The organism is Leisingera sp. (genome assembly GCF_982940295.1).
This window is the reverse complement of record NZ_CEYXRG010000020.1, coordinates 12,151-30,203: the sequence shown is the minus strand read 5'-3', so window position 1 is coordinate 30,203 and position 18,053 is coordinate 12,151. Positions and strand designations below refer to the sequence as shown.

Genomic DNA, 18,053 nt, shown 5'->3' with positions numbered 1-18,053 from the left:
ACCGCCGGCATTCCTTAAATCGCGTCCACACAGCGAGCGGCGGAGTAGCTCAGTTGGTTAGAGCAGCGGAATCATAATCCGCGTGTCGGGGGTTCAAGTCCCTCCTCCGCTACCACCATACCCCCCAAATTTTTGGAATGGTTAGAGATCAGAGCGCTCAAGCGCCCTCTGACTTCTACGGGAACACCGTCTTTTTCTGCTGGTGACACAACGATTTCCGCGATCAAATCACGCACAGCATCGCGCGCTTTAGGATTAGGCTGGCCATCGCTCGCCAACATCGTTGCAAACACATCTTCCAACGCTGAGGCATAGGTTGCAGGCGACGCGGGATCGTAGTGCAACTGCTCTTCCTGCTGATTGAGCGCGTCGAGCGCATCTTTGGCTGCTGCAACTGCCTGCTTGGCCGCAATGAGGAGAGCCTCCCCATCCTCTCCGGACAGAATGCCTTTCTCGAACAACCCCAAACGCGTTTCGAATAGCTTGCTCGCCTCCTTCAACTGGCGCTCCAACTTTTTTCGGTCAGGCTGCCCGCTCGCACTCAACCTGCGACGTTCCTCATCGTAGGCCTCAACAAAGGCCCTCATATAGCATGGATCCGCAAGCACTCCGCGAAGGTTGGCAAAGAGCGCTGCTTCAATTTTGTCGAGACGCACCTTCTTGGTGTTGGAACAGGAACCGCTTTCCGCCGCTGTTGAACATCGGATTCGAATGGCGCTGCCGTTTCGATCATGAATGGCCATACCACCGCCACAGCATCCGCACTTGAGCAGGCCCGAAAACGGACGAGCAGGTCGCCGAGTTGATTTGCCTGAACGTTTTGCCTGCGACTGCTTCGCAAGACGCGCCTGCACCGCGTCCCAGAGAGCCTCATCAACAATACGCAGATGCGGAACATCCGCGTATTTCCACTTTTCCTGGGGCTTCTCCCGGCTAATGCGCTTGCCCGTCTCCGGGTGGCGCATCATCTTTACCCGGTCCCACACCAAAACCCCCGCATACAGAGAGTTTCTGAGGATCCCATAGCCGCGCTTGCTATTGCCGTTCAGCGTGGACGCGTTCCACTTTGCACCACGCGGCGGCAACTCACCGCGTGCGTTGAGATCATGTGCAATATCTCGCGGTGATATACCTTCGGCATAAGCCTGAAAAATCTGCCTAATAATATCAGCCTCATGAGGCGTGATCTGCAGCTCTCCCGCTTTGCCTGGCACTGACGTATAACCATAGGCCTTTCCGCCTGCGCTGAGGCCCTCGGAAATATTCCCACACATGCCGCGGTGTACCTTTTCGCGCAAGTCCTTCATGAAAATGGTGCCTACGAGACCACGGACGCCGATGTGCAGATCTGACTGCACACCTTCGCTGACCGAAATAATCTCTACACCGGAAAAGCGCAGCAGTTTCTGCACTTTGTGCAAATCTGCAGCATCCCGACTAATTCGGTCGACACACTCTACGATCAGCGCATCAAACTCACCAGAGCTCGCTGCCTCCAACAAACTTGCGAGACCAACGCGCCCGATAAGCGTTTCAGAAGTTCTGGCGCGATCTTCGAAAGCCGCAACCTCACGAAAACCTTCACGGACTACGTAATCCCGGCAGAGATCCATTTGATCTTCAATGGAACGGTCCGATTGCATTGTGCTCGAATAGCGGGCGTAGATTGCGGCGCGTCGTTGCATGTTGGTGATGTCCTCGCATCCAGTTGTGCTGCTGCCCGGGCCAATTCCCGGACAAATTCAAGCAACCCGGAGTCTGGCGCCGGGTTGCACTTTGCTGCGGAAGACATGGGGATCTCTTCAGAATTCGAAAAATCGGTTTGAGACGGATTTTGAATGCTCATTTCTGCTCGCCTTTTCACTATTGCGAGCGGGAGATCGGTCTCTTCGATAGGAACAGAAACGCGGTATGAAACTGCGCATGGCAGGCGACAGTCCATGCGATCCGGTAACCCAAGGCGAGGCGCGGATGCTTCTCAGAAACACTGGGCGACTTTGTGCTACCCCCCTGCCATAAACCTGTTTGTTTCAGCGATCGCAGCCATCTTGTCGTCGAGCGCGCGCTTGGCACAACGAAGCTGCCGCCAACGCCATGCGAGATTGATGAGATCAATCGCTTTCATGTCGAAGATTTGCTCGGTCTCGATATTCTGCTGCAGCGCTCGATCACCCAGACCTTCACGATACTGGTTGGTGAATTTTCTGATATGCTCACCCAGAAGGTGAAGGCGATCCTCATCCAATTCCTCCAATCCGCGGCGTTCATGGAGTTTCTGCAACAGATCCTGAGTGAGTTGTTTTGTTGTGCCCTGAGGCACGAGCCCCGTTTCCTGCCACTCGTCGGCAAGCAGGCGACCATGGCAGATCGCCCCCAACGTCAGTTTGTGAACCTCGCGTTCGGTTTCGATATCCATATTGGGTCCTCCAGTTGGTGAGACCGCCCCATGCGGCCTCTCAAGACGCCGATGAGGGGAGGACCCCACCGGCGGGTGCGCTCAGGCGGCGCGAGGGAAATCCAACCGATCGGAGAGCCGGAGCAGGACGTCCTGGAGTGCTTCGGTCAGCAAACACAGGTCTTCGACGTAGGGGGCACCGGGGTCGAGATCTGCGAAATACGCCGATTCCGGTCGGCTTGGGTCGTGCACGTGTTCCAGCGAGAGCAGCTCATGGAGACGCACCAGACCCTGGTGCAGGCGCCGGGTGAGCACCGGGGCGTTGCAGATATCGTCGATCAGCGCGACGGTCGCATTTAATGCAGGTCTTCCGCCGAGAAGCAGGGACGCATTCTGGAGGGCTTCGGAATGGACCTGCAGAAAGTCCTGCAGTTCTCCATGCGCCGGGGTAGTCAGGTCGAACATCTTGTTCTCCTCTGTTGCCGGACGCAGGACGCGCGCGGCTTCAAGACCCGGCTGGGCTTTCGAGCTATCCCGGACCGGCCTTGCACGACCGGCCCGGGCACCCACACTCTCGAAACGTGGAACCGTTTTCACCCGGTTCCTGAGGGGCTTGCGTTTCCGTTCGCGCCCTCACAACGAGGGGCGTGAACGGAAACGCATGCCCCACCTTTCCATTCAGATTATCTGCGGAGCGCACCCTGACTGCCCTACCTGCACCCGGCCAACCAGGCACGGGCCAGGTCGGCAGCGTCATCCCCAGCGCGATGTGTGGAGCACCTGTTGGTCAGTTCCGAATACACGTTGTGAAGACCGCCAGGTTTCAAATTTCCCTGTTCCTCTGAAAACGCCCACCAAACGACCTGGTCGAAATCCGCCAGCTTCAGATCGTGATCCGTGCTCAACGTTTCCAACAGCCGGTCGAGCCAACGCTGATCAAATTCAGGGGCATCGCTGACGAGAAGACATCCTTCAACTTCCAGAGAAAGCCAGTGGGCAACCTCTTCGGCGGGTGCAGCCACGCTAAGCTCTTCCAGCTGGATGCCATGAACTTCCGCGCTTTCGAGATGCCACTCGCTCATTGCCCAGCCGTCGTGCGGTCGTATCAACCTGCTCTTCACAACGATTTCGTCGTTGTCGATCTTGGCGAGACCGACTTCGATGGGCCAGCTTGCCGGGCTTAGGCTTGAGGCCTCAAAATCGATAAACACTGGCTGCATGGTCATTTCCTTCTGTTTGATAATTCATACCAGCTCCGCCGTCTTGCCAAAGGGCTTGCCCGCTCGGTTTTCCGTTCGCCGGACATGTCTGTGTCGGCGCTGTTGCCGCGGGGCTGTCCGCCGAAGGGTTCATTTCTGATTGCCCGTGGCGTGCACCGTTGGGGAGGTGGGTGGGGGCTCTTTTTTTCCCTGGCGTGCCCCGGGCCACTGGCTACGCCCCTGAAGCGGGCACGGACCTGTCCGGCATCATGCCGCCTCCAGAACAGGGAGCATTCCGGCGCGTTTCAGCTCGTAATACGTGGTTCGGCCGATGCCGAGTTTTTCCCAGGGCTTTTCACGTGAGGCATTGTTCTTTGCCAGGTATTCCTCCCGGGACACGGCGCCATTCTCAGAGCGACGCTGCCGTTCCGCCGCCGCCTTACGACGCCTTCTTTCCGAAGCCGGGATGACCTGCTGAAGGCCAAGACGGCGCGCCATTTCCGGCGTGATGCCGAGGCCATCTGCGATCGTCGCGCCTTTGTAATGATATCGACCGTCACCCCAGATCGAGGCCGTCCTGACGAGCTTGGCCTTCTTCTCCGCCTGTCTGGCGATTGCATTGACTTCCCCCGGCTTCAGCCCGGGTGTTGCCGTGGCGGCCATCTTCAGCACTTCCCCTTCGATATCCCTGATGCCGGGAATGTGTGTGAGACAGGTTGCATGGAAATGCAGCCAGGTGTTTCGCAAGCCTGTTGGGATCACACCGCCGTGGGCATTTCGAAAGATTTCCAAATCATCCAGGATCAATTGGAAACGCTTCGCCTGCGGCAGCCCCTTGGGCACTGATATGCTACTGGGCCGCTTGTTCCCTTTCTTCTGTTTTTTACGCTCCTCCAATTCCTCGCGGGTCGGTCTACCGCTGGCCTTGAAGACTTGATCTGCCAGAGCATCGAAGCCGTAACGCCTTCCGGTGCCGCCCGAGACTCGGACCACCTTGCCGGACTTTTCATTGATGGTTCCAGGTATCCGGAAGATCCGGGAGGTGTCCCTGCATCTCTCGTCCACACCAAAGGATGCCGAGAATTCGATCAGGGCGCTCATCGCTCCCTGCCAGCGTGGGACCGCAGCAACCGGGGTCTCCTCGATCAGCCAGATTGCTGCGACGCCCCGACCCGTATGGATGAAAATCGAAGGCTGCGGCATTCCAGAAATCAGCAGTTGTGCGGAATATGCCGCCTGCACCTCATCCGGCGACTTCCCACGCCATTGCGGAGCGTTGAAGTAATCGAGATCGACATAGAATGCGTTCAGCGCAGCCAGGTGCTCACCCCGTCGCCCCTTCCAGAAGCGATGGAGGGTCAGAAAGCTCGATTGATCAAGGAACAGTGGCATCTGCATGATCATGCCTGCGTGTTCGAGCGAGTAGTTCTCCACTTCGTCGCCACCATGCTTGCACAGAACCGCCGCGCGTCCCCGGGAGCCTTCGGGGTGCAACAGGCGGAAATATTCCTCGGCAGAGAGGTCCGAAATCTGGTCGAGCGGGGCGAATTCGCTGGGATCTGCATGCTTCATCCCAGGGAATTACGTCCCGTGCGGGCATGGCGGAAAAAATCGGCTTGAATTGGTTTTCAGGCCGGAATTCGGGCCAGACACAAGCACGGCCGAACGTCAGCCAACGACATTCAGACAAACCAACCCAACTTACCTACCGACAAACTTTCGGACCTTTCAAACGGACAAACCTACTTACCAACCTACTGACCTTCCTTGCTTTTCAAGGTCAGGCAAAAAAGTTTGAAAGTTTGTTTTTCCGTTTTCGGGAACGAACCCAAGTCCCTCCTGCAAACGGCAACAACAGGAGTACAAAACCATGCCTCGCACCCCCATCAATACCGACGAGAAGATCATCGAAACCGGTGAAGCCCTGTCGAAGAAACTCGGCCGGGAGACCACCGCCACGGACATCCACAAGGCTCTCGGAGGCAAGGGCAAGTACGCCAGGATCCGCGAAATCTGGGAAGATCATCTCGCAACGCGGGAAACTGAGCAGCATGAGGACATCTCTCTGCCCGACGACGTTCGGGATCAAATCGACAAGGCGGCTTCAATCTTCGATGAGAGCATGCAGAACATGGTCCGTGGCCTGATCTCCAGGATGACAGATCAGACCGCCCGGCAGTTCGCCCTCAAGGAGCGCGATTTCGCCATGCTCGAGGCGGAGCACGCGACGAAGGTAAAGGCTCTTGAGGAAGAGGTCGCATATTTGACCGAATGTCTGGATCAGCTTGAAGCCGAGAATGAGGTCACAGATGCCGAGGCCCCCGACGACGCACCCGAACAACCTTCGGCGTCAGAACCGGCTCCGGCTGCGGCCGCCCTTGCGGCGGCTCGTAAGTCTCCAAATCGACCTCTGCGGAAAACTCGTCCGGCTCCTCGCAAGGCGGCTCGGGCGAAAGCCCCTGCGCCGAAGAAATCGCCAGCTCCCACATCGAAGCCGTCCTGACGCTGTCGAACTGGGCAGAGGCCGCGACAGTGGCCTCTGCTTCCATGGCAGTCTTCACTTCCCGAAGTCGACGTTTTTCAGCGCCGCCTTTTCTTTTTCGCTCAGCTTCTCGTTCCGCTGAAATCCAGGAAGATTCTTCCAGCCGATCCTTTTCACGCTGTAGGGCCCGCAATTGCAGCCAAGTGCGCCAGAGCTCGTCATTGTGCGCCTGGATTTCGGCCCTGCGCTGCCCCGCCTTGCTGGTGTCGCTACCGCTTTCTTCCAAACGGCGTGCCCTTTCGGCCCGGCGTGGGCCAAGATGATCTTGGGGAATGAGGCCGGCAGGGGCATCCCCTGCCTTGACCATGTCTTTATAGGAGCGAAGGTCGACCCGAGCCGGCGAACCGATCCGCTTCAACGCTGCGTTGGTCCTTTTCTCCCACTCCCGACGAATTCGAAGGATCTCCTCGGGGCCGGTCTTCTTGTCATCCAAAATCCTGGTCTTGGCGCCAAATACATTGGTCTTCGGGCACACTTGGCGGGTCGTCATCAGTATGTGAGCATGAAAATTCCGATTGGTACGCGTCGGGTCGAAAAGAGCCGCCATGTATTCCTGCGCATCCATGGCCAGCTTGCCGGCGTTGTGAAGCCGTTCCTCACCCCGATCCAGAAATCGGGGCGCATGGATGTCGGTCTGGACAGAAACGCCATATTCGTCCCGAAGCCATAGCGAGAACCCACGAACAAGCCTCACCTGTTCGGCCAGCGGTAGCTCGGCTGGCAGGCTGGGGCGCAGTTCCCTGATAACCCGGGCGTTGCAACGGTTCTCGGCCCTTTCCGCCGCGTTCCATAGAGCTTCGGCACTGCCCGCCCAGTTGAAGAGCTCATGTGACAGGAGGCCGCCAGTCTTGCCAGACCGAAATCTCCGCCCCAAACGTTCGTCTCGGTAGGATGTGCGGCCGGTGTAGGCGGCGGATTTGACAGCAGATCGGCCATCGGCTCTGGAATGAACAACAACCTCAAGTCGGCTTGCTTTGTGTATCATGAACAGGATATCGGTCCCGATCCCGATATCCGTTCCCAAGCCCCGCCGGCCAGGCGCGCAGGCAAACCCCCGGTTTGCGTAACTGCGCGCATAGCCTTTCCAGGCGTGCGAGGGCCGCTCACAAGGCGGCAGCGCGAGACCACATTAAAAAATGGAGCAGAGACAAAGTCGAGGCGCAATTTCCAGTTCGAACAGCATCCGATCAGGAGAACGAAATGGCCGATATCGATATGCAAATTGAACAGGCTCGACAAAGGCTCAGAAACAGAAGCGAAAGGATGAGACCAGGCGGAACATCATCTATGGTGCGGCGCTGCAGGCTCACCTTAGACAATTGGAGCCTTCAAAACGGGCGACGACGCTGGCATGGCTGCACAGAAGGGTCACCCGGGCATCCGATCGAACATTCCTGGGACTGGATCAGGAGCCTCAAGCGTGAACTGATCCGCCGACCCGCCCCCACGCTGTTGGTTTTTTGGGGTTGCTTCAGCGCCTTTCGGTCAAGCAACTTGCTCCAAGAATACCGCAATTCCAGGTGGAAACCTGACCGCATGTTGCGCTAATCATTCACCAAGGCCTACGCCGAGATTGAATTTGCAAGGCGAAACATCAAGACTATGAGCAGTGAAAATAGCGACCCGATCCACCCAGCGGAAGTTGTAGACCTCTTTTGTGGCGTGGGAGCTTTGAGCCATGGGCTCAAACGTGCTGGCCTCAAAGTCCTTGCTGGATACGACACTGATGAAGGCTGCCGATTTGCCTACGAATCCAACAATGACGCCAAGTTTTATAAGGCGGATGTTTCAAAGCTTTCCGCGGAAGAGGTCAAAGAGCACTACTCCGGTCAGGCTCCAACCGTTCTTGCGGGCTGTGCGCCCTGCCAGCCATTTTCTACGTACAAGCACAGGTATGGTGAAGACCCTCAATGGGGCTTGGTAGGAAAATTTGCCGATCTGGTCGTTGGAGTAGAGCCGGATTTCGTGACCATGGAGAATGTCCCCTCTTTGGTCGCCTACAAGAACGGCGAAGTTTTCAAGGGGTTCTGTGCAAAATTGAAAGCGGCAGGATATCAAGTCTCATGGGAGATCGCCAAGTGCGAAGAATTTGGTGTTCCGCAACGGCGGCGACGCCTCGTTCTATTGGCTGCAAAGAACCATTCGATTGAGCTGAAAGCAAGCTCAAGGGAAGATTTGACATCAGTCCGAGACGCAATTGGAAATTTGCCTCCTATTTCAGCAGGCGAGACACATCCCGATGACCCGCTACATGCTGCCTCCTCTCTTTCTCCGTTGAACTTGAAGAGAATCCGCGCCTCTCGGCCAGGAGGTACATGGCGGGACTGGCCAGAGGATTTACGGGCTGAGTGTCATCGGCGGGATTCCGGGAAAACCTATCCAGGGGTCTATGCCCGAATGACCTGGGATGATCCCTCTCCTACGATGACAACGCAATGTTACGGCTTTGGGAACGGCCGGTTTGGGCACCCAGAACAAGACAGAGCGATCTCCCTCCGAGAGGCTGCCATACTCCAATCCTTTCCAGGAGACTATGCCTTTGCCCCTGAAGGGAAAAAACTGCCTTTCAAGGAGGTCGGCAGGTGGATCGGCAACGCTGTTCCCGTTAAGCTTGCAGAAGCCGTCGGCGAATCTATTCTGAGAAATTCAGGTACCTCTGCGAATGAACCAAGAATTCAAGGCGAAACAGTATAATTTCGAACTTTCTCTCAGTGTCCTCAACCACCTGGGTCGCAACCTCTACAGGAATTTTGTCACCGTACTCGGAGAAGCAATCTCGAACTCCTGGGATGCCGATGCCAAGAATGTCTGGATTGATATCGACAAAGAAAACTCTTCGTTCTCCATCAAGGATGATGGAGTTGGTATGTCGGGTGAAGACTTTCAGGGCAAGTTCCTGAAAATTGGGTATTCAAAGCGTCGGGATGGGAAGAGGCTATCAGATGGGAACCGCCCGTATATCGGCGCAAAGGGTATAGGCAAGCTGGCCTTGCTATCATGTGCTGATCGGATCTCAATTTTCACGAAGACAGCCGAGACAGACTACGTTGGCGGCGCAATCGACAACGATGATCTTGATCAAGCTATCACGGATGACCTCACTCCGCAGCAATATGAGTTGGAACAACTGGATGTCAGTCTTGCCGAAGACCTGATGAAGGATCATCAGCGGGGAACGATCATCATCTTTCAGAACATGAAAGAACAGATGAAAAACTCGGAAGCCTACATCAAGAAGATTTTGGCGATGAGTTTCAAGTTCTCTCTGCTGGATCCCGCTTTCACAATCCACGTGAATGGCAAACCGGTCACCATTGATGATCTGAGTGACCTTTCAGGAAACACAGAGTTCATTTGGCTCATTAATAAGTACGAAGATGCGTACACATCCGGAATGAAGAACCTGAAGGCAGACCCCAAGGGTGTCGTCACGGAACTGCCCATCAAAGGCTTCATGGCGACTGTGGTCAAGCCGCGGGACGCGAAGATCAGTATGACCGAGGAAAGGGCATCAGTTGATCTATTCGTGAACGGGCGCCTAAGAGAAAAAAACATCCTTCGACATATTCCGACCCAGCGAATTCTCGAAAGCTACCTGTACGGGCAGATCCACTACGACAGCATGGATCGTGAAGGGACGGACCCCTTTACCAGTAGCCGGGAGGGAATTGTTGAAGATGACGGCGCTTTCACTGAACTCCTCGAATATCTCAAGAAGGTCCTGATCCCGAAGATCTTGGATGAATGGGACGAATTGCGTCTCAGCCGCAATGAAGAAGGAGACGACGAGAACAAGCGCGTCTCCAAGAAAGATCGCAAAGCCAAGGCTTTTGTTTCGGAGGCAGAGAAGGAGTATTCGCCCCCTTCTGGAACCCCTCAAAAAGATGAAGTCGACGATTGGCTCACGAAACTTCGGCCGGACGCGGAGTTCAACATGGCTGCATATGTTGACTGCTTTTACTCAGAAAACTTGGTCCGAAAATTCATCGAAAACCAATCCAAGCCGATTGATTCCAAAATTGCTGCGAAAATACCGGATTATCAAAAGAAGGAGCAGCGGAAGCTGGATGCGGCTTACATCAGTTATCCAATTGCGCGTTCAAAGAGCGGTCTTGGGTACCTTGGTATGGAGCAACTCTCTGAAGTTGCAGAAGGAGGTAAAGCCCCCTCAGGTGGTGGACCCAAGAATCCATTATGCCACTACGAAATAAAATACACGCCGGTCCGGGACGCTGTCGGACACACTCGGCTTCTCACGAAGCCCGCAAAATCAGAACTCACTTTGACTCTCGAGAACATCAAGGGGCGCCTGCGGAAACTTCTTGAACTGGTGAAAACTGGCCCATGAGTGGTAAAGAAGGATCTGACCACGCGATCGACGCCACCCTGGCTGGTTATTTCCCATGCAGTAGGATGATGGGGTAATCGCTCTGCGGTTCTTGGCAGTCGGTTGAGCGGCCCATCCGTCGCATGAGATCCTAATAAGGCTTTTGCATGAGAAGTACAGGATACTACGAAGCGCTGGGGCTAACACCCTATTGGTTCGCGCATGTGATCCACAATGTAGTCGATGAACCACGAGCCTACATGCGAAGTCTGCATGACATCCTGGGAGAGGATGGTCGTGCAACCAATCTGTGTGATCCATTCGCGAAGTGGTCGAACCTACACATGTTCATATCTGCAATCTTCGAAAGCATCATCCATGAACCAACTGAAGAAGGCATGGGAACGTTTCGCATGTTTCTGGAGTTGATAGGGGCGCCTAAAGACTGGTTTGAGGATATTGAAGACGAAGGGCCAGGCGAGATTGTTTTTTCCGAGCTTTACGACGAGGGGCGGGATCGGCTTGTAGAGGAGATATTTCACATTTTGTTCCGCGACGTCGTTTTACTTGAACGGTTCAATACAATCATTGCCTCCTATATCTCCGATTTCGGCTCTGATCTCAAAGGCACTGACGACCGTTTCACAGCGAAAGGAAATCTGCGCCGCGTCGCAGTTCCAAGATTTGTGCAGGATGCCATTTATTTTCGGGACGGTGGCGAATGCCGATCATGCAAAAAGGCTATCGACCGAATTCTGTCCCCGACAGCGCGGGAGCGCTATGATCACATCATTCCCCTTGCCCAGGGTGGAGCCAATGACATTACGAACATGCAGCTTTTGTGTGAAAGCTGCAATTCGACAAAGAGTTCGAAGTTGACCAAGGTATCGAGTCTTTTTCCGCGGATCTATCAGCTGTGAGTAAACCATCCAAATGCCGACCGGTGACATCAATTCACTTCTCACGTAGTTTTACCTCATGAGTGGTGGAGACTGGTCGGACCTGGAAAATGACGCCTGTGTGGCAGACTATTTTACCATGCTTTCAGACGAATTGGCTGGCAAGCAATACAACAAGGCAGCTCACAATCGCGCTCTCCAAGAATTGATCGGCCGCTCAAAAGGATCCATTGAGTTCAAGCATCAAAACATCTCAGCTGTGCTCAAAGGCCTTGGTGAGACTTGGATCGTCGGCTACAAGCCCGCTTTCAATTTTCAGATGTCTTTGGTGGATGCCGTCGCCCGCCACCTTCAGAGGCACGGAGGCTTGTTTGTTCCAAAGCGGCATCAGGAATCAGGTGTATCCGAAACACCAGGAGCGATCTGGGTCGGCACGCCCCCAACTCTGCAAAACACTCCTCCTCCAGATGAGTTGAAGCAGATGCAAGCCGTGGCTCGCAAATTCGATGTGGCCGGTCGAGATGAAAGGAACAGAGTCCTTGGCAAGGCGGGAGAAGAGCGTGTCCTGCATCATGAACGCACCATGCTTCTCAGCGCCGGAAGAGCAGATCTGGCCCGGCAGGTACGATGGGTCAGCCAGGAAGACGGGGATGGCGCTGGGTACGACATCTCAAGTTTCACCCCTGAAGGCCATAGCCGCTTGATAGAGGTAAAAACCACCAACGGGTGGGAGCGCACCCCATTTCACATCACCAGAAACGAGTTGAACGTCGCTGAGGAGAACAGCGACAGCTGGACGCTCCTCAGGCTCTGGAACTTCTCCAGGGGGCCAAAAGCCTTCGAGTTGCGCCCCCCGCTGGATGCCCACGTGGAGCTCACGGCAACCAACTTCCAGGCGAGTTTCCACTGATGCAAGTGCAGCGCACACATGGCATTTTAGGAGTTGTCAATGGATGAAGGGTGATGGAGGGGCTGCCAGTGGTAGACAGGGTAAAGCCTGAAGTTCGTTCCGACATTATGCGAAACGTTCGGAGGAAAAACACAAAGCCGGAACTCGCCTTACGCAGAGCTCTTCACAGAAGGGGGTTTCGGTATCGGCTGCATACTCATAGATTACCGGGCTCGCCGGACATTGTACTGCCAAAGTGGAAGACCGTCCTATTTGTTCATGGATGCTACTGGCACCGCCACCCCGGGTGCCGGAAAGCCACCAATCCCACCAGCAACGTTGAATTCTGGGCCGAGAAATTCCATCAGAATGTGGAAAGGGATGCGCGCAACATTCTCGACCTTCAGGAGGCCGGATGGCGAGTGGGTGTCGTCTGGGAGTGTGCCATCGGGCGAGAGCCACCACCCGACCTCGTTGAACACCTCGCCGAGTTCATCACAAGTGGAGAGCCAAGCCATTTGGATTTTGAGTGATGATAGTTTCGCCGTCAAAGACCATTTACGGGGCCAGCCCCGTAAATACTGCCCGCTTTGGGGCGTTTCTCCGAATTCTCCTTGTATTTCCTCCTTGTTTTTAAGGGATTTCCGTTCTGGTACTGTCTTCGGGAGGCTGTGGCTGGAAAAATCTCAAACAGTAAACCTGCATAGAAAGAACTGGTGGGGTTTGTGACCAGGACGGACCTCCGCTACCACCCTTCCCCATGAAAAACGGAAGAACCAGGCACGGCCCGTAAGGCCGACGCCTGTGGCTGCCATCCCTGCGGCACCGGCTCCAGCCGGGCGAAAGCTAGGCACTGCCTGACCAAGCCCCGGGCACGGTCGAGGACTGACGCCTCCTCAAACGCAAAAACGGGCCCTAAGCGGGCCCGCCTGCCGATACCAAAGGGGCTTCTACTCTGCTGCCTTGGTGCCGCTGATGCTTTCAGCTGAGGCCAAGCCCGGCGCGTCCGACGCCCCGCCGAGCTTTTCGCGCACCCCGGCTTCGATCCTGTCGCCCGTCTCGCCGTCGATGTTGCGCCAGTAATCGAAGGCCCGTTGCAGCACCGTCTCGCTGACACCGTCGCACAGGTGGCCGACCACGTTCGACACCAGCCGGTCGCGCGCGGCATCGTCCATCACCTCGCGCACCAGCGTGCCGGCCTGGCTCCAGTCATCATCGTCATCCCGCAGCGTATAGGCCTGGCGGACCATATCGCCGTCCGCATGCCACAGGCCCGCCTCGGGACCAGCGGCGGGCTGCGCTGCCGGTCCGCCGTACGAATTGGGCGCATAGACGGGATCGGCTACCTTCTCTGTGCGCCCCGCCCCGTCCTTCGAATAGCTGTAGACCGGGCATTTCGCCTTGTTCACCGGGATTTCCTTGTAGTTCACACCCAGCCGGGCCCGGTGCGCGTCCGCGTAGGAAAAGCCCCGCGCCAGCAGCATCTTGTCCGGCGACAGCCCAACCCCGGGCACCATGTTGTTCGGCTCAAACGCCGCCTGTTCGATCTCTGTGTGAAAATCGGTGGGGTTCCGGTCCAGCACCAGCTTGCCCACTTCAATCAGCGGATAATCCGCGTGCGGCCACACCTTGGTCAGGTCAAAGGGGTTGAGGCGGTAGGTCTTGGCCTCCTCATAGGGCATGACCTGCCATTTCAGGGTCCAGCTGGGGGGATTGCCGTCGCGGATCGCATTGAACAGATCGCGCCGGTGGTAGTCGCCGTCGCTGCCGGCCAGCTTGTCGGCCTCGTCCTGGCTCAGGTACGCATTTCCGTCCCCCTGATCGGTGTGGAAGTGGAACTTGACCCAGAACTTCTCCCCCTCGGCGTTCACCAGCGAGTAGGTGTGGCTGGAATAGCCGTTCATCTCCCGCCAGGTCTTCGGGATCCCCCGGTCGCCCATCAGATAGGCCACCTGATGCGCGCTTTCGGGCGACAGCGTCCAGAAATCCCACTGCATGTCATGGTCGCGCAGGTCATTGTCGGCCCGGCGTTTCTGGCTGCGGATAAAATGCTGGAACTTCATCGGATCGCGGATGAAAAAGACGGGCGTGTTGTTGCCCACCATGTCAAAGTTGCCGTCCTCGGTGTACATCTTCACCGAAAAGCCGCGCGGGTCGCGCCAGGTGTCGGGGCTGCCCCGCTCACCGGCCACCGTCGAGAAGCGGACAACCGCATCGCATTTCGCCCCGGGCTGAAAGATCTTGGCCTTGGTGTACTTGGACACGTCCTGAGTGGTCTCGAAATAGCCGAACGCCCCGCCGCCCTTGGCATGGGGCTGGCGCTCCGGGATGCGCTCCCGGTTGAAATTGGCCATCTGTTCGATCAGGTAATGGTCGTTCAGGACAATCGGTCCATCCGGCCCCACGGTCAGCGAGTGCTCGTCGCTATGAACGCGCTGTCCCGCATCCGTGGTGGTCGGGGGTGTGCCTTTGTTGTCATTGGAGCTTGTCATTCTGGGCCTCTCTTCAATCACTATGGAAAAACTTCAGTCTGCAGCGAAAAACGCCTTGGCCGCCGCGCGGCCGCTTTCACCCGCTGCGTATCCGTAAGGCGCGGGGCACTTCCCGCCGCCTCAGCTGCTCTGCCGCGCGCCCAGCTTGTCGGCTTTCACCGCGCCGCGCTCGCCCATCGGCTCCTCCGGGCCAACGGTCGTGTCATAGGCGGTCTGCGCCTCGACCTCGGCGTTGATTTCGGCCCCCAACAGCACGATGAAGGCGGAGATCCACAGCCACATCAGCAGCACGACAACGCCCGCCAGCGCGCCAAAACTTTCGTTGTAGGATCCGAAGTTGCCAACGTAGAACGCAAACCCCGCCGACCCCGCCAGCCACAGCACACAGGCGGCAACCGCACCGGGCGATGCCCACAGCAGCTCCGGCTTGTCCCGCGACGGGCCATAACGATAGAGCACTGCAAGCCCGGCCATGGTCATCACCAGCAGTACACCCCAGGCCAGCAGCGAGCCCAGGACTTCGGTCACGGGCCCGGCGTCAACCAGCGCGATGACCGAAGGCACCGCCAGCGTCGCCAGCAGCCCCATCAGCAAGCCGGTAATCAGGAACAATGTAAGGGTGAGGGTGACAAAGGTCTTCATGAAGAAGCCGCGCTTCTCTTCCTCGTCATAGGCCACGTTCATGCCTTCGATCAGGCTGTTCATACCCTTGGACGCCGAGTACAGCGCAATCAGGATGCCCGCCACCGCCGCAAGGCCCAGCCCGCCTTCCCGCGAGCCGGCGACTTGGGTAGCCTGGCCGATGATGATCTCCATCACCTCGTCCGGCACCACGCCTTCGAGCTGCGAGATCTGATCCACGATCTGGCTGGGCTCAACCATCAGGCCGCCAATGGCCAGCAGCGCCGTAATCGCCGGGAACAGCGCCATCAGCCCGTAAAAGGCAACACCGGCAGCGATCAGCCCGACATGGTCGGCGGCAATCTCATCCTTGACCCGCAGGGCGATATCCTTCCAGCCCTTAGGCGGGATCCTATGCGGCGCTTCCGCGTGCCTGCCGCGAGTCATGGTTTCTCCTCCAAAGCCTTATGCGTGCAAAAGGCGGAGGCCGCAGCAGCAGCCTCCGCACACGTCTTATGATGAGGGTTTGCCAAGGTCCTTTTCCTTGGCCTTATCGGCAGCCGCGCTGGCAATCCGCTTACCCGCAGACTTCACCTCATCGGCTGCAGCCTGGGCCGCCGACTTGCCTTGCGGGGCGGCGCTGTCCATGGCTTCGCGTTTTTCCTTAGCGATGGTTTCGGCCTCTTCGCGAGCGGCCTGCATTACAGCCAGGGCCTTCTCCTGCTCTTCGCGGAAGATCGCCTCGGCGCGCTCCATCATCTTGTCGCTATACTGCCCCAGCGCATCATCCTCGGTGCGCGTGCGCGGCAGCGCGCCGCCAATCGCTGCGCCCAGCGCCAGTGCCAGCGCCCCCGCAACCAGCGGCTGTCGGTTGTAGAAATCCGCCGACTGGCGCGACCCCGATGCCAGGGCCTCGCCAGCCTTCCGGCGGGCGTCAACCGCTGCCTCACGCGCCGCGATTACACGGGCCTTGGCCTCTTCCGAAAGGTTCTCGGTGCCTTCCGACAGGCGGGCACGCAAACGGGCAGCGCGAAGCCGGGCAGCTTCTGCGGCATCCGACACCGACGAAGCCGCAGAGGCAGCGCCATCGCGCACAGCCTGCCCGGCGGCAGCGGCTTTGCCCTTGGCGGCTGCACCGGCGTCCTTGACGGCAGAGCCCGCCGCCGATGCCTTGTCATGTATGGCCGATCCCGCGGCCGAGGCCTTGGCTTGCGCCGATGCAGCAGCGCCAGAAGCACGGTCCGCCAGGCTGCGGCCATCGTCATCGTCGTCATCCTCGCGCGCCCAGGACGGGACACCTTCAGAGCCGCCCTTCATGCGCGGATCGGGCCGTGTCACCAGCGTGCCGCTGGAAGCGTGGCTGCCATAGCTGCCGCCCGCGGCGCGGTCTTCCCAGCCGCTGTCCCGGTAGGCGCCGCTGCTGCCGTAGCGGCGGCTGGAGTAGTCCAGGTCGCTAGTCTCAGCCGTATAACTGCGGCTGCCGGAGCGGCCCTTGCCAAAGATCATCCAGGCCAGTCCGACGCCAGTCAGAACCACGGCTGCCGGGTTTTCCTTCACCGTCCGGGTGATGGCATTGCCGATTTCGCCGCCATGCTCTCGCAGCTGTTCGCCCAGCTGCTGCATCACACCGTCAACGGAAAGCTTGTTCTGCAAATGCTCGAGGTTGCTGGTCAGCTGCGCGCGATCCCGTTCAATCTCGCGCTCAATCTCGTGAACAGAACGGTTATCATTTGTCATTGTACGTCTCCTTGATGGATTGCGCGTCGCGCTTCACGTTCTCTGCGGTGCGGGTGGGCGCCAGGCTCGACAGCTTCAGATCGCTGGTCCCCTTGGCGATCATGCCAAAGGCGGCAGCAGCAAAGGCCACACCCACCAGCAGAGCCGCCCAGCCCGGGTCCATTCCGGCCTCAGTCAGCCCGGCGGACAGCGCCGCCGCCAGAACATTCAGCGCCGTCAGCGCCACGACGACACCGCCAACAATCAGGCCGAGGGCCACGGCTGCGCGGTTGATGTTTTCGCCGATCTCTGCCCGCGCCAGAGCGAGCTCGTTGCGGATCAGCGAGCTGATGTTGTTAAGCGCCTCAGCGACGATGCTGGCCGCATTCGGCGTTGTGCCAGGTTCAGGATTCGTGTGTGTCATTGCATGTTCCCCTTCGCCTGCGGGACCGTGTACGCGCCGGCCGGCTGCGCAGGGCTGGTGGCGGGTGCGGCCGCAGGCGCGCGCGGGCCATCAGGCTGGCTGTTGTCCGACGCCTTGGCAAAACGCGCGGCGGCAAAGCCCAGCAGCGCAGCGCTGCTCAGGAACACGACCGGGTTCTTGCGGGCGAAGTCCGAAACCGAGTGGACCATTTCGCCCAGGTCCTGGTTGCGGATCGTATCGGACACGTCTGCCAGGGTGCCGGCCATCTGGCCGATTGCACGCTCGTGCGGCGAGCCGCTGCGCATTTCATCCGAAGCGGTGCGCAGGGCAGAGGCTACGGATTTGACCTCATCAGCAACGCCTTCCTTGGCCGCCTCGGCGCGGGCATGCGCCTCTTTCTTTGCAGTTTCAGCAGCGGTGGCCGCAGCGGACTTAGCGCTTTCGGCGACGTTTTGAGCGGCGGTTTTCACTTTGTCTGTACCGGACATCTGGTGTCTCCCTCTGATCAGGCGATAAAGTTGAGCAACGCGAGAACGACGACAACGACGC

16 protein-coding genes, 1 tRNA gene and 1 pseudogene are annotated in these 18,053 nt (G+C 57.8%); 7 read left to right on the top strand and 11 right to left on the bottom strand.

Annotated features, from left to right (window positions below; translation table 11 throughout):
* Positions 1-38: 38 nt before the first annotated feature.
* Positions 39-115, top strand: a tRNA-Met gene (locus AC4HIX_RS16600).
* Here AC4HIX_RS16600 and AC4HIX_RS16595 read toward each other — a convergent pair.
* The 5 genes from AC4HIX_RS16595 to AC4HIX_RS16575 form a co-directional block, all read right to left on the bottom strand.
* Entirely contained in the window at positions 72-1,685 is a 1,614-nt protein-coding gene (locus AC4HIX_RS16595) for a recombinase family protein (protein WP_490399826.1), read from the bottom strand. The two genes, AC4HIX_RS16600 and AC4HIX_RS16595, sit on opposite strands and share 44 nt — an antisense overlap.
* A gap of 317 nt (positions 1,686-2,002) precedes the next feature.
* A complete protein-coding gene (locus tag AC4HIX_RS16590) occupies positions 2,003-2,416 on the bottom strand; it encodes a hypothetical protein (protein WP_490399782.1) in 414 nt (137 codons plus the stop codon).
* 81 nt (positions 2,417-2,497) lie between these two features.
* Positions 2,498-2,860 (bottom strand): hypothetical protein, encoded by a 363-nt coding sequence (locus AC4HIX_RS16585; RefSeq protein ID WP_490399781.1) that lies wholly within the window; start codon positions 2,858-2,860, stop codon positions 2,498-2,500.
* A 245-nt stretch (positions 2,861-3,105) separates the two neighbouring features.
* The gene (locus AC4HIX_RS16580) at positions 3,106-3,615 is read right to left on the bottom strand and encodes a 3'-5' exonuclease (protein ID WP_490399780.1); all 510 of its coding nucleotides are present in this window, start codon (positions 3,613-3,615) and stop codon (positions 3,106-3,108) included.
* 246 nt (positions 3,616-3,861) lie between these two features.
* A complete protein-coding gene (locus tag AC4HIX_RS16575) occupies positions 3,862-5,166 on the bottom strand; it encodes a hypothetical protein (protein WP_490399779.1) in 1,305 nt (434 codons plus the stop codon).
* Positions 5,167-5,464: 298 nt separating this feature from the next.
* Between AC4HIX_RS16575 and AC4HIX_RS16570 the strand changes: the two are divergent.
* Positions 5,465-5,830: pseudogene (locus AC4HIX_RS16570) on the top strand (hypothetical protein); the annotation flags it as partial.
* 67 nt (positions 5,831-5,897) lie between these two features.
* Here AC4HIX_RS16570 and AC4HIX_RS16565 read toward each other — a convergent pair.
* The gene (locus AC4HIX_RS16565; RefSeq protein ID WP_490399778.1) at positions 5,898-7,160 is read right to left on the bottom strand and encodes a MobA/MobL family protein; all 1,263 of its coding nucleotides are present in this window, start codon (positions 7,158-7,160) and stop codon (positions 5,898-5,900) included.
* A gap of 578 nt (positions 7,161-7,738) precedes the next feature.
* On the opposite strand from AC4HIX_RS16565, the gene AC4HIX_RS16560 reads away from it, so the two are divergent.
* The 5 genes from AC4HIX_RS16560 to AC4HIX_RS16540 all read left to right on the top strand — a co-directional run bounded on the left by AC4HIX_RS16560 (position 7,739) and on the right by AC4HIX_RS16540 (position 12,784).
* Positions 7,739-8,830 (top strand): DNA cytosine methyltransferase, encoded by a 1,092-nt coding sequence (locus AC4HIX_RS16560; RefSeq protein ID WP_490399777.1) that lies wholly within the window; start codon positions 7,739-7,741, stop codon positions 8,828-8,830.
* A complete protein-coding gene (locus AC4HIX_RS16555; protein WP_490399776.1) occupies positions 8,799-10,484 on the top strand; it encodes an ATP-binding protein in 1,686 nt (561 codons plus the stop codon). Before AC4HIX_RS16560 ends, AC4HIX_RS16555 begins: the two co-directional genes overlap by 32 nt.
* Positions 10,485-10,630: 146 nt before the next feature.
* Positions 10,631-11,383 carry an HNH endonuclease gene (locus AC4HIX_RS16550; RefSeq protein WP_490399775.1) on the top strand — a complete coding sequence of 251 codons (753 nt, stop codon included), beginning with the start codon at positions 10,631-10,633 and terminating at the stop codon, positions 11,381-11,383.
* Positions 11,384-11,441: 58 nt separating this feature from the next.
* A complete protein-coding gene (locus tag AC4HIX_RS16545) occupies positions 11,442-12,272 on the top strand; it encodes a protein NO VEIN domain-containing protein (RefSeq protein ID WP_490399774.1) in 831 nt (276 codons plus the stop codon).
* Positions 12,273-12,325: 53 nt separating this feature from the next.
* Positions 12,326-12,784, top strand: coding sequence for a very short patch repair endonuclease (locus AC4HIX_RS16540; protein ID WP_490399773.1), 459 nt, complete (start codon positions 12,326-12,328; stop codon positions 12,782-12,784).
* A gap of 417 nt (positions 12,785-13,201) precedes the next feature.
* Here the strand turns inward: AC4HIX_RS16540 and AC4HIX_RS16535 are convergent, their stop codons facing one another.
* The 5 genes from AC4HIX_RS16535 to AC4HIX_RS16515 all read right to left on the bottom strand — a co-directional run bounded on the left by AC4HIX_RS16535 (position 13,202) and on the right by AC4HIX_RS16515 (position 17,992).
* Positions 13,202-14,743, bottom strand: coding sequence for a catalase (locus AC4HIX_RS16535; protein WP_490399772.1), 1,542 nt, complete (start codon positions 14,741-14,743; stop codon positions 13,202-13,204).
* Between the two features lie 120 nt (positions 14,744-14,863).
* Positions 14,864-15,811, bottom strand: coding sequence for a YihY/virulence factor BrkB family protein (locus AC4HIX_RS16530; protein WP_490399771.1), 948 nt, complete (start codon positions 15,809-15,811; stop codon positions 14,864-14,866).
* Between the two features lie 66 nt (positions 15,812-15,877).
* Positions 15,878-17,101 carry a DUF3618 domain-containing protein gene (locus tag AC4HIX_RS16525; protein ID WP_490399770.1) on the bottom strand — a complete coding sequence of 408 codons (1,224 nt, stop codon included), beginning with the start codon at positions 17,099-17,101 and terminating at the stop codon, positions 15,878-15,880.
* Positions 17,091-17,504, bottom strand: coding sequence for a phage holin family protein (locus AC4HIX_RS16520; protein WP_490399769.1), 414 nt, complete (start codon positions 17,502-17,504; stop codon positions 17,091-17,093). Before AC4HIX_RS16520 ends, AC4HIX_RS16525 begins: the two co-directional genes overlap by 11 nt.
* Positions 17,501-17,992 (bottom strand): hypothetical protein, encoded by a 492-nt coding sequence (locus AC4HIX_RS16515; RefSeq protein WP_490399768.1) that lies wholly within the window; start codon positions 17,990-17,992, stop codon positions 17,501-17,503. The genes AC4HIX_RS16520 and AC4HIX_RS16515 overlap by 4 nt, the downstream gene beginning before the upstream one ends.
* Positions 17,993-18,053 lie beyond the last annotated feature (61 nt).

Coding starts and splice junctions, on each gene's coding strand:
- AC4HIX_RS16595 (WP_490399826.1), bottom strand. CDS start 1,685: ATGCAACGACGCGCCGCAATCTACGCCCGCTATTCGAGCACAATGCAA.
- AC4HIX_RS16590 (WP_490399782.1), bottom strand. CDS start 2,416: ATGGATATCGAAACCGAACGCGAGGTTCACAAACTGACGTTGGGGGCG.
- AC4HIX_RS16585 (WP_490399781.1), bottom strand. CDS start 2,860: ATGTTCGACCTGACTACCCCGGCGCATGGAGAACTGCAGGACTTTCTG.
- AC4HIX_RS16580 (WP_490399780.1), bottom strand. CDS start 3,615: ATGCAGCCAGTGTTTATCGATTTTGAGGCCTCAAGCCTAAGCCCGGCA.
- AC4HIX_RS16575 (WP_490399779.1), bottom strand. CDS start 5,166: ATGAAGCATGCAGATCCCAGCGAATTCGCCCCGCTCGACCAGATTTCG.
- AC4HIX_RS16560 (WP_490399777.1), top strand. CDS start 7,739: ATGAGCAGTGAAAATAGCGACCCGATCCACCCAGCGGAAGTTGTAGAC.
- AC4HIX_RS16555 (WP_490399776.1), top strand. CDS start 8,799: ATGAACCAAGAATTCAAGGCGAAACAGTATAATTTCGAACTTTCTCTC.
- AC4HIX_RS16550 (WP_490399775.1), top strand. CDS start 10,631: ATGAGAAGTACAGGATACTACGAAGCGCTGGGGCTAACACCCTATTGG.
- AC4HIX_RS16545 (WP_490399774.1), top strand. CDS start 11,442: ATGAGTGGTGGAGACTGGTCGGACCTGGAAAATGACGCCTGTGTGGCA.
- AC4HIX_RS16540 (WP_490399773.1), top strand. CDS start 12,326: ATGGAGGGGCTGCCAGTGGTAGACAGGGTAAAGCCTGAAGTTCGTTCC.
- AC4HIX_RS16535 (WP_490399772.1), bottom strand. CDS start 14,743: ATGACAAGCTCCAATGACAACAAAGGCACACCCCCGACCACCACGGAT.
- AC4HIX_RS16530 (WP_490399771.1), bottom strand. CDS start 15,811: ATGACTCGCGGCAGGCACGCGGAAGCGCCGCATAGGATCCCGCCTAAG.
- AC4HIX_RS16525 (WP_490399770.1), bottom strand. CDS start 17,101: ATGACAAATGATAACCGTTCTGTTCACGAGATTGAGCGCGAGATTGAA.
- AC4HIX_RS16520 (WP_490399769.1), bottom strand. CDS start 17,504: ATGACACACACGAATCCTGAACCTGGCACAACGCCGAATGCGGCCAGC.
- AC4HIX_RS16515 (WP_490399768.1), bottom strand. CDS start 17,992: ATGTCCGGTACAGACAAAGTGAAAACCGCCGCTCAAAACGTCGCCGAA.